The following is a 14,198-nucleotide window of genomic DNA, read 5'->3' as shown; positions in this document are numbered from 1 at the left end:
TGCGCCGAGGTGCCGGCCGCACGTGGTCAACGTGCAGCGCCGCCTCCAAGCACCGAATCACCGCACCCAGGGCGTCATTCCTGATCACAGGTGTGATGCGCCACATGAGCGCACCACTGCACTCTTGCGCAGCACCCACTGCTCATATTGATTTTCTGTGAGTTCCGGCTGGCCGGGACGAGGCCTGGCAACTGCCGCACAGCGACGCGCTCCACCCTGCCCCATTCGCCTTGAAGCAGCAGCACGGTCGTGTGCGACCGACCGTGCCGCGTCTATCACGCTTCCCAGTCTTCGCGACGATCCGGCAGCATCGCGCGCAGCGGCGCACCGTCCTGCCCGGCGGCCAACCGCTCGGCCTCGACCATCGGCAGATCGACCTCGAGCAACCAACCCTCTTCGTCGGATTGCTCACTGCGCACCACTTCCAGCTGATGCAGCCTGGAACGCAGGCGACCGGCAGACGGTGGTAACCGTAGCTGGCCGGTCAGGTGGCGCAGATCCAGCCGCTGGCCGAGCGCATGCTGCAATTCTTCCAGCCCGCGTCCGTCGCGCGCCGACACCCAGACACGCTCGCGGCGTGCCGGGTCAGGAATGCCGTCCTGCGCGTCGTGGCGCACTTCGGCGCCCTCGATCTTGTCGATCTTGTTGAATACCAGCAGCTGCGGCAGATCGCCGGCACCGACGGCCTGCAACACTTCATCGACCTGCAGGATGCGTTCTTCGCGCAACGGGTCTGCTGCATCGACGACGTGCAGCAACAGATCGGCATCGCGCGCCTCCGACAGCGTGGAGCGGAATGCGGCGACCAGCTCGTGCGGAAGATCGCGCACGAAGCCGACCGTGTCGGCAAGAATCGCACTTCCACCCGGCAACGCAATGCGTCGCACGGTGGGGTCGAGCGTGGCGAACAATTGATCTGCCACGTAGGCCTCTGCACCGGTCAACACATTGAACAATGTCGACTTGCCGGCATTGGTGTAGCCGACCAGTGCAATCCGTGGCAATTCGCTGCGCATCCGCGCACGACGCATCTGGGTGCGCTGCACCTCGACCTTTTCCAGCCGCTGCTGCAACTGCTCGACGCGTTTTTGCAGCAGGCGGCGGTCGGTTTCCAGCTGGGTTTCGCCGGGGCCGCGCAGGCCGATGGAGCCACCGCGCTGACGCTCCAAGTGCGTCCAGCCACGTACCAGCCGCGTGGCCATGTGACGCAACTGCGCCAGCTCCACCTGCAGCTTGCCTTCGTGGCTGCGCGCACGTTGCGCGAAGATGTCCAGGATCAACCCGGTGCGGTCGATCACACGCCGCTCCAGATACCGCTCCAGGTTGCGCTCCTGGCCGGGCGACAAAGTGTGGTTGACCAGCACCAGATCGGCACCGGTGGCCTCGGCTGCGGCCTTGACCTCTTCCAGCTTGCCGCTACCGATCAAGGTCGACGGGCTGGGCTTATCGATGCGCGCGGTGAGCGTGGCGGCCACCGTGGCGCCCGCCGACTTTGCAAGGTCGGCGAACTCCTCCATCACATCGTCTTCGGCAGGCCCGCCGGAGTGGGTCTGTATCAATAACGCGTGTTCACCCTTGCGGGACCGATCAAACACGCACTGCTCCGTTACTGCTCGACGTCGTCATCTTCCGCCTGATTGCCTTCATTGGATTGCACATACCCACCACCGGGCCCCACGCGCACATTGCGCGCCGGCACCACCGTGGAAATGGCGTGCTTGTACACCATCTGACTCACGGTATTGCGCAGCAGGACCACGAATTGGTCGAACGACTCGATCGTGCCCTGCAGCTTGATGCCATTGACCAGATACACCGACACGGGCACCCGCTCGCGCCGCAGCGCATTGAGGAATGGGTCCTGTAAAGATTGCCCCTTAGCCATCGAAAAATCCTCTTCATTATTGTTCTTATTGTTCCGGTCGACACCTGCTATCCCCAGCCGGTCCCGGAAACGGGATGTTACACGCCTGAAGCCTGCCGTACAGCGGGACGATCAGCGAGGAAGCCGACAATTGCGTCCTCCAATTGATGGCGGTCACGCTCCGGGTCGAACCAGCGCGCGTCCAGCTCGCCGCGCAGCCAGGTGAGCTGCCGCTTGGCCAGTTGCCGGGTCGCCTGGATCGCCTTGTCGCGGAACTCGGCCAGGCCGCCAGCCCCATCCAGGTACTGCCAGGCCTGGCGGTAGCCCACCGCGCGCACGGCCGGCAAATCCAGCGGCGCTGCCACCGCCTGCATCTGCGGCAGCGCCCGCAGACGCTGCACTTCCCCCAGAAAATCCTGCGCCAACATCGCATCCAGCCGGTGTGCGATCCGTGCATGCAGCACCGCGCGCTCGCGTGGGGCCAAGACCACCTTCAACACGCGTACCGGCAGGCGCGGCCCTGCCGGTAGCGCCTGCCACGCGCTGATCGGCCGCCCGCTGATGCGGTAGACCTCCAGCGCCCGCTGGATCCGCTGCGGGTCGGTCGCATGAATGCGCGCTGCCGCAACCGGGTCCACACGTGCCAGTTGTGCGTGCAAGCCGGCCCAACCGATATGCTGAGCTTCGGCCGCGATGGATGCACGCACCGTTTGGTCGGCCTCGGGCAGGTGCGACAAACCTTCCAGCAGTGCACGAAAATACAGCCCGGTGCCGCCGGCCAGAATCGGCAATTTGCCGCGCGCCACGATTTGCGCGATCGCCTGGCGTGCATCGGTGGCGAACTCCGCTGCCGAATACACCTGCCAGGGATCGCGCAGGTCGAGCAGATGATGCGGCACCGCCGCGCGCATTGGCCCGTCCGGCTTGGCCGCACCGATCTCCAGGCCGCGATACACCAGCGCCGAATCGACGCTGACGATTTCCCCGTTCCAGCGCTCCGCAGCTTCCAGCGCCAGCGCCGTCTTGCCGCTGGCGGTGGGGCCCATCACGGCGATCGCCAGCGGGCGTTGGTCGACAGGCATCAGTCCTCGTCCGGCCAACGAATCGTGGGCGCGGCGGGCGCGCTGACACGCGGTACGGGAATCGCCGCCATCGCCGTCCATACCTTCAACGCATCCACGGTTGCCGCCACATCGTGCACGCGCAGCAGCAGCGCGCCATGTTGTGCGGCGATCAGATGCGCGGCCACCGAGCCGTGCACACGTTCGGCGGCGATCTGGCGCCCGGTCAGTTCGCCGATGCTGCGTTTGCGCGACAGCCCGGCCAGCACCGGCAAACCGAATTCCTGCAGCCGCTGCAGCTGCGCAAGCAGGGTGAGGTTGTGCGGGGTGGTCTTATCGAATCCAAAGCCCGGGTCCAGGACCAGCCAGCGCTTGTCGATGCCGGCCATCTCGGCAGCGAAGATGCGCTCGGCCAGAAACCGGTGCACTTCACCCACGATATCGTCGTAGTGCGGCGCATCCTGCATGGCGTGCGGCGCGCTGCGCGCATGCATCAAGACCACAGGCACGCGCAGGTCCGACGCCGCTTCCAGCGCACCGGGCGAACGCAGGGCATAGACGTCGTTGATTATGCCGGCGCCGGCCGCGACCGCCGCGCGCATGACCTCCGGTTTGAACGTATCCACGCTGATCGGCACGCTGGTGCGCTGGGCCAGCGCCTCGATGACCGGAATGACCCGCTGCAATTCTTCTTCAACCGAGACCGCCGCAGCGCCCGGGCGGGTGGATTCACCACCGACATCCAGCACCGCAGCGCCCTGCTCCACCAACGCCAGCCCATGCGCGATCGCCGCTTCGCAGGTCGCATGCTGGCCGCCGTCGGAGAACGAATCGGGTGTGACATTGACGATACCCATCACCTGCGGTGCATCCAGTCGCAGGCTGCGGCCGGCGCAATCCAGTGTCAGGGTGGTATCGAACATCGGCAGTGTCTCCTGGGTTGGTGATGGTCGCCCATACGTGGGCATCGATGCGGCCCGATAACGCATCAAGGCCGGGAATTGCTCCCCGGCCTTGATGGATGCCTCGCAGATCAGCGCATGGCCGGCTTAGAGTTGCTCGGCGGGTCCGGCGATGGGCGGCAATGGACGCGGGCTACCCTTGTCGTTGTTGTTGCCACCGTCCTTATCGGACTTGCCCCAACCCGCCGGCGGCGGCGGCTCGCGGCCTTCCATGATGGCGTCGATCTGAGGCACGTCGATGGTCTCGTACTGCAGCAACAACTGCGACATCGCGTGCAGCTTGTCCAGATTCTCGGTGAGGATGGTCTTGGTCTTGCTGTAGGCCTTGTCCAGGATCGAGCGCACGACTTCGTCGATCTTGCGCGCGGTTTCGTCGGAGACGTTCTTGTGCTGGGTCACCGAACGGCCCAGGAACACCTCATCCTCTTCCTCGCCATAGGCCACCGGGCCAAGCTCGTCGGACAGCCCCCACTTGGTCACCATGTTGCGCGCCATCTTGGTGGCCCGCTCGATGTCGTTGGACGCACCGGTGGTGACCTTGTCGCCACCGAAGATCAGCTCTTCGGCAACGCGACCACCGTACAGCGAGCACAGCTGCGATTCGATCGCCACGCGGTTCATCGAATAGCGGTCGCCTTCCGGCAGATACATCGTCACGCCGAGGGCGCGGCCGCGCGGAATGATGGTGACCTTGTAGACCGGGTCGTGCTCCGGCACCAGGCGGCCGACGATGGCGTGGCCTGCCTCGTGATACGCGGTGAGGGTCTTCTCGTCCTCGCTCATGGCCATCGAGCGGCGCTCGGCACCCATCAGAATCTTGTCGCGGGCACGGTCGAAGTGGTCCATGCGGACTTCCTTCTCGCTGCCACGCGCCGCGAACAACGCTGCTTCGTTGCACAGGTTAGCCAAGTCGGCGCCAGAGAAACCCGGGGTACCGCGGGCGATGACCATCGGCACGACATCCTCGGCCAACGGCAGCTTGCGCATGTGCACGCGCAGGATCTGTTCGCGACCCTTGACGTCCGGCAGGCCGACCACGACCTGGCGGTCGAAACGGCCAGGACGCAGCAGCGCCGGATCCAACACGTCCGGCCGGTTGGTCGCCGCGATCACGATCACGCCTTCGCCGCCTTCGAAACCGTCCATTTCGACCAGCAACTGATTCAGGGTCTGCTCGCGCTCGTCATGCCCGCCGCCGAGACCGGCACCGCGATGACGGCCCACCGCATCGATTTCGTCGATGAAGATGATGCACGGCGCGTGCTTCTTGGCCTGCTCGAACATGTCGCGCACGCGGCTGGCACCCACGCCGACGAACATTTCCACGAAGTCCGAGCCGGAGATGCTGAAGAACGGCACCTTGGCCTCGCCGGCGATCGCCTTGGCGAGCAGGGTCTTACCGGTACCCGGCGGGCCGACCATCAGCACGCCGCGCGGAATCTTGCCGCCCAGCTTGGTGAACTTGGTCGGGTCGCGCAGGAAGTCCACCAGTTCGCCGACTTCTTCCTTGGCCTCGTCGCAACCGGCAACGTCGGCAAAGGTGATCTTGATCTGGTCTTCGCCCTGCAGCTTGGCGCGCGACTTGCCGAAGCTCATCGCCCCCTTGGCACCGCCGCCACCGCCCTGCATCTGGCGCATGATGAACAGCCAGAAGCCGATGATCAGGATGACCGGGAGGAAATTGAGTACCAACGACCAGAAGCCAGGCCCGGTCGAGGGCTTCTGGCGGGTCATTTCGATGTTCTTGCTGTACAGCACGTCGACCAGCTTGTCGTCGCGCGGACCGTAGACTGTGGCTTCGCTGCCGTCGGTGCGCTTGAAGCGGATCGCGTTGACGGCCAGGTTGGTTTCATCGGTGTAATCCACCGATTTGACGCGCCCGGAGTCCACTTCCTTCAGGAACTGGGTATAGGTGATCGAGTCGGCACCGACGCCGCCCGCCATCCGCGGCGAGAAGCTCTGGAAGACAACCATCAGCACAACTGCGACGACCACCCACAGCAGCAGATTCTTGGTCAAGTCGTTCATCCTCATTGGCTCCGGTGCCCTCTACTCTTCGATGCTTGAAATACGATGGTCATTGGCAGCTTACTTGATCTGGACACGCTTGCCCTGACCGAGCGCATAAACTTCCGGGGAGCGCTTGCGCGAGGCCGCCGGCTTGCGAATCGTCACCTTCTCATAGCGGCGGCGAAGCTCGCGAATGTAGTCGTCGGACCCGACACCCTGGAACAGCTTGATCAGGAACGCCCCGCCCGGCTTGAGGTGGGTGTCGGCAAATTCCATGGCCAGTTCCGCCAGGTGCATCATCCGCGGTTGGTCGACCGCATCCATGCCACTCTTATTGGGGGCCATATCCGACAGCACAAGGTCCACCGGCACATCGCCCAGCATCGCTTCGAATTGGGATAGGACGGCCTGCTCCCTGAAGTCGCCGTGAAGGAACTCCACGCCCGCCAGGGCCGGCATGTCCAAAATATCCAGCGCCACCACCCGGCCGCTGTCGCCCATGGATTTGCGCACCTGTTGCGACCACCCGCCCGGGGCCGCGCCCAGATCGACCACCACCATGCCCGGCTTGAGCAGGCGGTCGCGCTGCAGCAACTCTTCCAGCTTGTAGGCCGCGCGCGAGCGCATGCCCTCGGCCTGGGCCTTCTTCACGTAAGGGTCGGCGAAGTGTTCCTTGAGCCAGCGCTGGCTGCTTTTACTGCGGGAAGGCATTGGCAAAGGGGTCCGAACGGGTCGCCATGATACCCTGAACACCCTTTGCTTCCCTTCGATCCTGCATGTCCATTGTTCTCACCTCCGCCCAGAACCGTTTCCTGCGCGGCCAGGCCCACGACCTCAAAGCCTTGCTGCAGACCGGCGGCAAAGGGGTCACGCCGGCATTTCTGGCTGAACTCGAGGAAGTGCTCGAGCGCCACGAACTGGTCAAGGTGAAGGTGGCATCGGAGGATCGCGAGACACGTGATGCGCTGATTGCCGAGCTGATCGAACAAACCGGCAGTGCGTTGGTACAGCGCATCGGCCACGTCGCCATTCTGTACCGCCCCAGCAAGGAAAAGCGCCAGATCGTGCTGCCGCGCGGCTGAGCCAGCGAGTTCGTCATGCCTTTAAGTCAGGAACACCCCGATTACGCCTACGCGCTGCGCGCGGCCGACGGCCGCCATGCCAAGGTGAACGAGCAGATCCTGCAGCAGAGCTTCATCCTGATGCCGGATGAGCTGGTAGAGCACTGGCCGGTCCAGACGCTGGAGCAACTCCAGGCCAGTCACATGGAGGCGGTGCTGGCGCTCAACCCGGCCGTGATCCTGCTCGGCACCGGCGAACGCCAGTTATTCCCCAGGACCGACGTGCTGGCGGCCTGCCTGACCCGCGGCATCGGCCTGGAGGCGATGACCAATGCCGCCGCCGCACGCACCTACAACGTGCTGGCCAGCGAAGGCCGGCGGGTGGCCTTGGCGATGGTGTTGCCGGGCTGATTGGCTTGGTACGGGATTCGGGAATCGGGATTGGGGATTCGTAAGAGCGGGCTTCCGCAAGCTGCGCCTTCAATAGCCAAACCAGGCTAGAGCGTCAATTGGTCCAAGTGGTGAGTCCGAAGAACCCACTCTCTTTCCGGATACGAACAGCCCAGGGCCGTTGCGAATCCCGAATCCCAACTCCCCAATCTCATTTCTTCGGCAAATACAGCAGCGGATCGACCGGCTTGCCGTTGTAGCGGATCTCGAAGTGCAACATGTCGCGGGAGGCGCCGCTGCGGCCCATTTCGGCAATTTGCTGCCCCGCCTTGACGCTCTGGCCCTCGTTGAGCAGGCGCTTGCGGTTGTGACCGTACGCGGATAGCCACTGGTCGTTGTGCTTGATGATGATCAGCTCGCCGTAGCCGACCAGGCCGGCGCCGGAATACACCACCACGCCATCGGCGGCGGCACGCACGGCCTGACCGCTGGTGCCGGCGATGTCCACGCCCTGCTTGGTGGTTTCGCCAGTGACGAAGGTGCCCACCACGACGCCATCGGCCGGCCAACGCCACGAAAATCCGCTACTGACCGGTGCGGCGATCGGCGCGACGGGGCGCGGCGGGGCCACGGTGCCGCCAGCCACCGGCGCGCTGCCACCCAGCTTGCTGGTACCGGGCGGATACAACTTGAGCGTCTGGCCGGGATAGATGGTGTTTGGGGAAGACAGGCCATTCCAGGCGGCCAGATCCGCGGCGGTGATATTGGTCCGGCGCGAGATCGCGTACAGGGTGTCGCCGCGCTGCACGGTGACCGTGGCACCCGGACGCGGCACCGAAGGACGCGGCGCGGCGCTAGGGCGCGACGACGACCCGCCACCGCTCGCTCCGGGCGAACGCACCACCGTTGCGCTGCTGCAGGCGGTCAGTCCGATGGCCATTGCGAGCATGACTGCTGTCTTGCGTGCCGAATTCATCTGCGTCTTGCTCATCCGTTCGTTGTCTTCCACACCAACCAGCCCGCACCGACCGCCAGCACCGCCATTGCAACCCAGCCCAGCGGCTCGATCCAGCGATGCAGCGCCGCTTCGGCCCGCGCACCGCCCAGGCGGATCGCGCCGGCCACCAGATACACGCGCTTGCCGCGCCCGACCAACATGCTGGCGATGAATGGCAGGATCGGCACGCCGACCACGCCAGAGGCCCAGGTAAAGATCTTCAGCGGGATCGGGGTGAACCCGACCAGGACCAGCGCCCAGAACGCCTTCCACGGCGAATCGGCCACCAGCGTGCGCAGGGTTTCGATCTGCTGCTGGATCTTCGCGCTCCAGCCCAGCCATTCGATCAGCGGCTGCAGCGCGGCGAAGGCGAAATGGCCAAGCAGATAACCGACCAGGGCGCCGCAGATCGAGCCGATCAGGCTCAGGGTCGCAAACCAGAGCGAGCGCTTGGGCTCGGCCAGCGACATCGGTGCCAACATCACTTCCGGCGGCACCGGGAAAATGAAGCCCTCAACGAAGCTGAGACCGGTCAGCAGCGCGGGTGCGCGGCGATGGCGCGACCAACGGATGGCCACGTCGTACAACGGCCCAAAAATCTTCATCGAAGAACTCTCATGGATTCAATCCAGCATGCCCGACAACAGCGGGACGAACGTGACCGGCGCCAGAACCTGTTGTTCGATGGCGCCATCGGCCCCGCGGGTGAGTTGCACCAACGATTGCGAGGAAGGCCCTCCGACCGGCGCGACCAGGCGCCCGCCGACCGCCAGCTGGTCGACCAATGCATCGACCAACGCCGGTGCGGCAGCGGTCACCACGATGGCGTCGTACGGCCCGTGTTCGGGCCAGCCGATGCGGCCGTCGTCGTGCTTGCTGCGCACATTCATGCCCAGGTGCCGGAAGCGCTTGCGCGCCTGCCGCAGCAGGTCGCCGATGCGCTCGACGGTGTAGACCTCCAGCCCCAGCGCCGCCAGGATCGCGCCCTGGTAGCCGGAGCCGGTGCCCACTTCGAGTACCTTGGCCGGGGTCACCTGCAGCACCGCTTCGGTCATGCGCGCCACCACCCAGGGCTGGGAGATGGTCTGGCCATGGCCGATCGGCAGCGCAGTGTCTTCGTAGGCGCGCGAGGCCAGCGCTTCATCGATGAACAGATGCCGCGGCACGGTGCGCATCGCGTTGAGCGTGGCCTCGTCCTGGATGCCCGCCTCGCGCAAGCGCTCGACCAGGCGGTCGCGCACGCGTTGCGAGGTCATGCCGATCCCGACCGACTCCGGTTGCAGGCGCAGCCTCGGCGTCATGCCGGGCCGTCCAACGCTGCGGTCAGCCCACCCACCCAGCCGGCAACGGTGTCCAGTGCCTGGTAACGGGTGAGATCGACGTGGATCGGCGTGATCGAGATATGCCCGGTACGCACGGCGTGGAAATCGGTACCGGCGCCAGCGTCCTGCTCGGGACCGGCCGGGCCGATCCAGTACACGGTGCGGCCGCGCGGATCGCGCTGCGGCACGCACGGCTCGGACCGGTGGCGGTTGCCGAGCCGGGTGACTTCGAAACCGAGCACATCCGACCATGCCAGATCCGGCACGTTGACGTTGAGGATGGTGTCGGCGGGCAACGGGTCGGCCTTCAGCCGCGCCACGATTTCCACCGCTGCGCGCGCGGCGGTGTCGTAGTGATGCGCCTGGTGATTGTGCGTGACCAACGACACCGCCACCGCCGGCAAGCCGAGGAAGCGGCCTTCCATGGCGGCCGACACGGTGCCCGAATAGATCACGTCGTCGCCCAGATTGGCCGAATTATTGATCCCGGAGACCACGATGTCCGGGTCATAATCGAGCATACCGGTGAGTGCCAGATGCACGCAGTCGGTCGGCGTGCCGGCCACTGCGCAGGTCTGCGCATCGACGCGGCGGGTGCGGATCGGCACATCCAGCGTCAGCGAATTGCTGGCGCCGGAGCGATCGCGGTCGGGCGCGACCACCATCACTTCGTGACCGGCATGGCGCAGCGCCTCGGCCAAAATCTGGATGCCGGGGGCGTCGACACCGTCGTCGTTGCTAACCAGTACGCGCATGGGACTCCTCGGAAAACCGGGCCATGATACCGGATGCGTCCCGCGCCTTCGCGCTTGATCTTCGCGTGCGTCTGCGCTTGGACCGGGTACGCTGTGCAGATGTCGCATCCTGAAGACGAAGACGACGGCGCGTTGTTCCGCGCAGCGATCGGCGCGGTCAAGCCGATTCGTGAAGTCGCCCCACCGGCCAACGCCAAGCCACGCCCCAAGCCGCGCGCGCGCATGGCCGAGCGCGACGACGCCCAAGCGCATACCGAATTTGCGCGCCTGCTGCGCGACAGCGCGCCGCTGGAAGCGGGCGATACCGCCAGCTATCGGCGCGAGAATCTTCCCACCCGCTTGTTTCAACGGCTCAAGCGCGGGCAATTCTCGGTGCAGGACGAACTGGATCTGCACGGCGCCACCGCAGCGCAGGCCGAATCGTTGCTGCGCCAGTTCCTGCTGGAAGCACACGCGCACGAACATGGTTGCGTGCGCATCATCCACGGCAAGGGACTGCAATCGGACACCGGTGCGCCCGTGCTGAAGAACCTCATGGACCGGCTGCTGCGTCAACGCAACGATGTGCTGGCGTTTCATTCGGCGCCGCCGACGCAGGGCGGTACCGGGGCGCTGCTGGTGTTGCTGGCGCGGCGGCGATAGGCCGATGATTACGCGCGAGTGATGCGAAACGGCAGCCATTGCGCGTGGCGACGTGTTGTCTGGAAGGTCTGTCGCGCATGGCTCGTCGGACACGAGCCGATTCCTGTTGCGCGCCTTGTGCAGCTGGACATGGCTCGTGACGCCGCGACCGGCCACTATCGCCTCAGCGACCGCCGAGGCCGCTTTTGCGCGCATCGCATGATTGAACCGTCCATGCTGCCCCGCGCGATCGGCCGGCGTTTGTGCGCGATCATGCGTCGGCGCGCATGCCGACGTTGAAGCGACCGGCGTCGGTGACATCTCCCAGTTCCCACAGCACCGCGGTGGCATAACAGCCAGGCGGCAGCGCGAACTCCAATTGCAGGGTCTGTGCCTCCAGCCATCGATAGTCCAGACCCTGCGGGCGCAAGCGCAGCGCGCGGCGCTCCTGCTTCAGCCCCGCTGCTTCCAGGCCTTGGCGCAATGCTTCGGATTGCGGATCGGACAACGCGCCCTGCTCCAGCGCTGCCGCTTGATCGGTCGAGCGCAACGCGCCAATGCCCCACAACGGCCCGCTGGGATGGATATCGAAACGTGCCAATCGCTCTGCCAGGGCCTCGCTCCACGGCTCCGGGCCGAAGACGCTGCGCGAGCCGTCCAGCATCCACGCCTCGCCCTGCAGTGCGCTATCCCAACTGCCCTGCGCCACGCGTGCGCCAAGCACGCGATTGAACAGGACCGAACGCGCTGCCGACAGCAACATCGAGCGCTGATCGTTGCGCAGCCGCCGCCTGGATGTGGGCGCCGGCAGCAACGTTCCGTCCTCAGCTTGCACATGACCGAACATCGCCAGCGCAGCCGCCACATTTGCGCCATCGCGACCGAAGCGTTGTTCGCCGAACCAATTGGGAATGCCACGCGCAGCAATCGCCTGCAGCCGTTGCTCGATCGCCTCGCGCTCGCCCTGCACCTGGCGCAGCGTCAGCACGAAGCGGTTCCCGTGCAGCGCACCGCGTTGCAGCTTGCGGTTGTGCCAGGCGCTCTGGACCACCTGCATCTGCGCATCATCCAGCGCGGCGATATCCGGCGCGATGCGCTTGGGCAGATGCACGCTGAAGCGCTGGGTGGTCACTGCATGGCGATCTTTCAGACCCGCATAGCTGACGCCCATCTCGGCGATGCCGGCCCAGTGCGCAAGCTGTTTGGCGATATAGGCGGTGTTCTGGCCACGCTTGCGCACGGTGAGCAGCAGATGCTCGCCTTCGCCGGAGGGCTCGAATGCCGGCAGCTCGTCGACCTGGAAATCGTCCGGGGTGCTGCGCATCGCCGCGCTGAGCACGGCAGCGCCATGCGCACGCGGCAGCAAAGAGGTCTCGCTCATGGTGTGGTTCGCCTTCGCGCCGGACGTGGCGCGCTGTGCGCCGAATGATTCGGCGCGGTGATTGCGTCGGGCAGCATCGGCGCCGGCTCCGGCCCCAAGCGCTGCCTGTGTTGCTATTGATGAGGCACAGCGGTCCTGCCCAGCAACACCGCGGCCTGTGCAGCGATCCCTTCGCCGCGGCCGGTGAAACCCAACTGTTCGCTGGTGGTGGCCTTGACGCTGACCGCATCGAGTTCGATCGCCAGCAGGCCGGCAATGCGCTCGCGCATGGCCACCGCATGCGGGCCGACCTTGGGGCGCTCGCAGATCACGGTGATGTCGGCATTGCCGACGCGCCAGCCGCGCTCGCGCAGCAAGCCATCGCAATGCTGCAGGAACTGTGCGCTGTCGGCGTCTTTCCAACGCGCATCGGAAGGCGGGAAATGCTGGCCGATATCGCCCAGCGCCAGCGCGCCCAGCATCGCATCGCACAGGGCGTGCAACACCACATCGCCATCGCTATGGGCGAGCACGCCGTGGCTGTGCGCCACGCGCACACCGCCAAGCATCACGTGGTCGCCAGGGCCGAACGCATGCACGTCGTAGCCTTGGCCGATTCGGAAATTGAAAGACATGGATTAGATCTCTTCGGGCGCGGAAACCCGGGACCCCGGGCCGGAAAAAGCAGAAGCCAGAACGGACGACTGGGGATGTGCGCTTTCCGGGTCCCGGGCTCCGAGCCCCCGGTTGACCAGTTCAAATTCGAAGCGCGCCAGATCCGCAGGGGTCGTCACCTTGAAGTTGTCTTCGGCGCCTTCCACGAGCAAGGGGCGCAGCCCCATCCGCTCCATCGCCATCGCTTCATCGGTGACCTCGACACCGGCCGCCGCGGCCTCGGTGAGTCCACGGATCAGTTGATGGCGACGAAACAGCTGCGGGGTGAGTGCGCGCCACAGGCGTTCGCGCGGTTCGGTGCCATCGATACCGCCATCGTCGCCGGCACGCTTGAGCGTATCGCGTACCGGTGCAGCCAGGATGGCGCCGACCGGGTCGCCACGGCCGATTTCCAGCAGGCGGTCCAGATCGGCCAGGGCCAGATTCGGCCGCGCGGCATCGTGGACCAGCACGAAATCGTCGGCACGCACGCTTTCTGGCAAGGCCAGCAAGCCAGCCAGCACCGAGGCTGCGCGACTCGCACCCCCCAGGCAGGTCAGCACGGGCGTGGACTGCACCGCGGTCCAGCCGGGCCAATCGGCATCGCCGGGGGCGATTGCCACCATGATGCCGGCCAGCGCCGGATGCGCCGCCAGCGCCGCCAACGTGTACGCCATCAGTGGCTGACCGCCGGCCGGCAAATACTGTTTGGGAAGCGGCCCGCCAAAACGGGTGCCGCGCCCGGCGGCCGGCACGATTGCCCAGATGGACCCGGTCATGGGTGATCCACCGGATCGACAGGCTCAGGCGCTTGCTGTGGGGGGGCCGGAGCCTCAGGCGATGCAGGGGCCGGCAGCGGCGCATCCTCGACCACGCGATAGAACGTCTCGCCCGGCTTGATCATGCCCAGCTCGCTGCGCGCGCGTTCCTCGATTGCCGCCTCGCCGTCCTTCAAATCCTTCACCTCTGCTGCCAACGCCTGGTTGCGTTGGCGCAGACCTTCGTTGTCCTGTGTCTGATGCGCGACCTGGGCTTCCAGCATCATCACCTCGCCGGAATTCCCAGGCCCGAACCAGAAGCGGTACTGCAGCCAAGCCAGCAGTACCGCCAGCACCAGCAGTAGCCAGCGCCAGTTGCGCAC

Annotated in this window: 17 protein-coding genes; 3 read left to right on the top strand and 14 right to left on the bottom strand. The window is 65.8% G+C overall.

The window, feature by feature from the left end:
- Window positions 1-275 precede the first annotated feature (275 nt).
- The 6 genes from hflX to rlmE all read right to left on the bottom strand — a co-directional run bounded on the left by hflX (window position 276) and on the right by rlmE (window position 6,608).
- Complete coding sequence (gene hflX, locus ACCQ07_RS08850; protein ID WP_014089980.1) at window positions 276-1,595, bottom strand: ribosome rescue GTPase HflX; 1,320 nt, start codon at window positions 1,593-1,595, stop codon at window positions 276-278.
- A gap of 11 nt (window positions 1,596-1,606) precedes the next feature.
- Window positions 1,607-1,885: an RNA chaperone Hfq gene (gene hfq / locus ACCQ07_RS08845; RefSeq protein WP_005915027.1), complete on the bottom strand. Its 279-nt coding sequence runs from the start codon at window positions 1,883-1,885 to the stop codon at window positions 1,607-1,609.
- Window positions 1,886-1,962: 77 nt separating this feature from the next.
- Entirely contained in the window at window positions 1,963-2,946 is a 984-nt protein-coding gene (gene miaA, locus ACCQ07_RS08840) for a tRNA (adenosine(37)-N6)-dimethylallyltransferase MiaA (protein ID WP_338339937.1), read from the bottom strand.
- Window positions 2,946-3,848 (bottom strand): dihydropteroate synthase, encoded by a 903-nt coding sequence (gene folP, locus ACCQ07_RS08835; protein WP_008577336.1) that lies wholly within the window; start codon window positions 3,846-3,848, stop codon window positions 2,946-2,948. Before folP ends, miaA begins: the two co-directional genes overlap by 1 nt.
- Window positions 3,849-3,974: 126 nt before the next feature.
- Entirely contained in the window at window positions 3,975-5,915 is a 1,941-nt protein-coding gene (gene ftsH / locus ACCQ07_RS08830; RefSeq protein ID WP_014089977.1) for an ATP-dependent zinc metalloprotease FtsH, read from the bottom strand.
- A 60-nt stretch (window positions 5,916-5,975) separates the two neighbouring features.
- Complete coding sequence (rlmE, locus tag ACCQ07_RS08825; RefSeq protein ID WP_005915021.1) at window positions 5,976-6,608, bottom strand: 23S rRNA (uridine(2552)-2'-O)-methyltransferase RlmE; 633 nt, start codon at window positions 6,606-6,608, stop codon at window positions 5,976-5,978.
- Between the two features lie 65 nt (window positions 6,609-6,673).
- On the opposite strand from rlmE, the gene yhbY reads away from it, so the two are divergent.
- Window positions 6,674-6,979 carry a ribosome assembly RNA-binding protein YhbY gene (gene yhbY, locus ACCQ07_RS08820; protein WP_005915020.1) on the top strand — a complete coding sequence of 102 codons (306 nt, stop codon included), beginning with the start codon at window positions 6,674-6,676 and terminating at the stop codon, window positions 6,977-6,979.
- Between the two features lie 15 nt (window positions 6,980-6,994).
- Entirely contained in the window at window positions 6,995-7,369 is a 375-nt protein-coding gene (locus ACCQ07_RS08815; RefSeq protein ID WP_008577332.1) for an Mth938-like domain-containing protein, read from the top strand.
- 190 nt (window positions 7,370-7,559) lie between these two features.
- On the opposite strand, the gene ACCQ07_RS08810 is transcribed toward ACCQ07_RS08815, so the two are convergent.
- The 4 genes from ACCQ07_RS08810 to surE are packed head-to-tail and all read right to left on the bottom strand — an operon-like array spanning window position 7,560 to window position 10,422.
- A complete protein-coding gene (locus tag ACCQ07_RS08810) occupies window positions 7,560-8,339 on the bottom strand; it encodes a peptidoglycan DD-metalloendopeptidase family protein (RefSeq protein WP_338339940.1) in 780 nt (259 codons plus the stop codon).
- Window positions 8,336-8,950 (bottom strand): YqaA family protein, encoded by a 615-nt coding sequence (locus ACCQ07_RS08805; RefSeq protein ID WP_003481846.1) that lies wholly within the window; start codon window positions 8,948-8,950, stop codon window positions 8,336-8,338. Before ACCQ07_RS08805 ends, ACCQ07_RS08810 begins: the two co-directional genes overlap by 4 nt.
- Window positions 8,951-8,968: 18 nt before the next feature.
- Entirely contained in the window at window positions 8,969-9,646 is a 678-nt protein-coding gene (locus ACCQ07_RS08800) for a protein-L-isoaspartate(D-aspartate) O-methyltransferase (protein ID WP_008577326.1), read from the bottom strand.
- Entirely contained in the window at window positions 9,643-10,422 is a 780-nt protein-coding gene (surE, locus tag ACCQ07_RS08795; RefSeq protein ID WP_011347104.1) for a 5'/3'-nucleotidase SurE, read from the bottom strand. The genes ACCQ07_RS08800 and surE overlap by 4 nt, the downstream gene beginning before the upstream one ends.
- Before the next feature lie 99 nt (window positions 10,423-10,521).
- Here surE and ACCQ07_RS08790 point away from each other — a divergent pair, with 99 nt between their 5' ends.
- Window positions 10,522-11,064 (top strand): Smr/MutS family protein, encoded by a 543-nt coding sequence (locus ACCQ07_RS08790; protein ID WP_014089975.1) that lies wholly within the window; start codon window positions 10,522-10,524, stop codon window positions 11,062-11,064.
- Between the two features lie 250 nt (window positions 11,065-11,314).
- Here ACCQ07_RS08790 and truD read toward each other — a convergent pair whose 3' ends face one another.
- The 4 genes from truD to ftsB form a co-directional block, all read right to left on the bottom strand.
- On the bottom strand, window positions 11,315-12,424 hold the full coding sequence (gene truD, locus ACCQ07_RS08785) for a tRNA pseudouridine(13) synthase TruD (RefSeq protein WP_008577321.1): 1,110 nt from the start codon (window positions 12,422-12,424) through the stop codon (window positions 11,315-11,317).
- Between the two features lie 113 nt (window positions 12,425-12,537).
- The gene (gene ispF, locus ACCQ07_RS08780; RefSeq protein ID WP_008577320.1) at window positions 12,538-13,038 is read right to left on the bottom strand and encodes a 2-C-methyl-D-erythritol 2,4-cyclodiphosphate synthase; all 501 of its coding nucleotides are present in this window, start codon (window positions 13,036-13,038) and stop codon (window positions 12,538-12,540) included.
- Between the two features lie 3 nt (window positions 13,039-13,041).
- Entirely contained in the window at window positions 13,042-13,836 is a 795-nt protein-coding gene (ispD, locus tag ACCQ07_RS08775) for a 2-C-methyl-D-erythritol 4-phosphate cytidylyltransferase (RefSeq protein WP_122273030.1), read from the bottom strand.
- Complete coding sequence (ftsB, locus tag ACCQ07_RS08770; protein WP_071118463.1) at window positions 13,833-14,198, bottom strand: cell division protein FtsB; 366 nt, start codon at window positions 14,196-14,198, stop codon at window positions 13,833-13,835. The genes ispD and ftsB overlap by 4 nt, the downstream gene beginning before the upstream one ends.

Origin of the sequence: Xanthomonas sp. NCPPB 3583 (genome assembly GCF_041475715.2) — a bacterium.
GTDB lineage: Bacteria > Pseudomonadota > Gammaproteobacteria > Xanthomonadales > Xanthomonadaceae > Xanthomonas > Xanthomonas euvesicatoria.
This window is presented reverse-complemented; position numbering and strand designations above follow the sequence as displayed.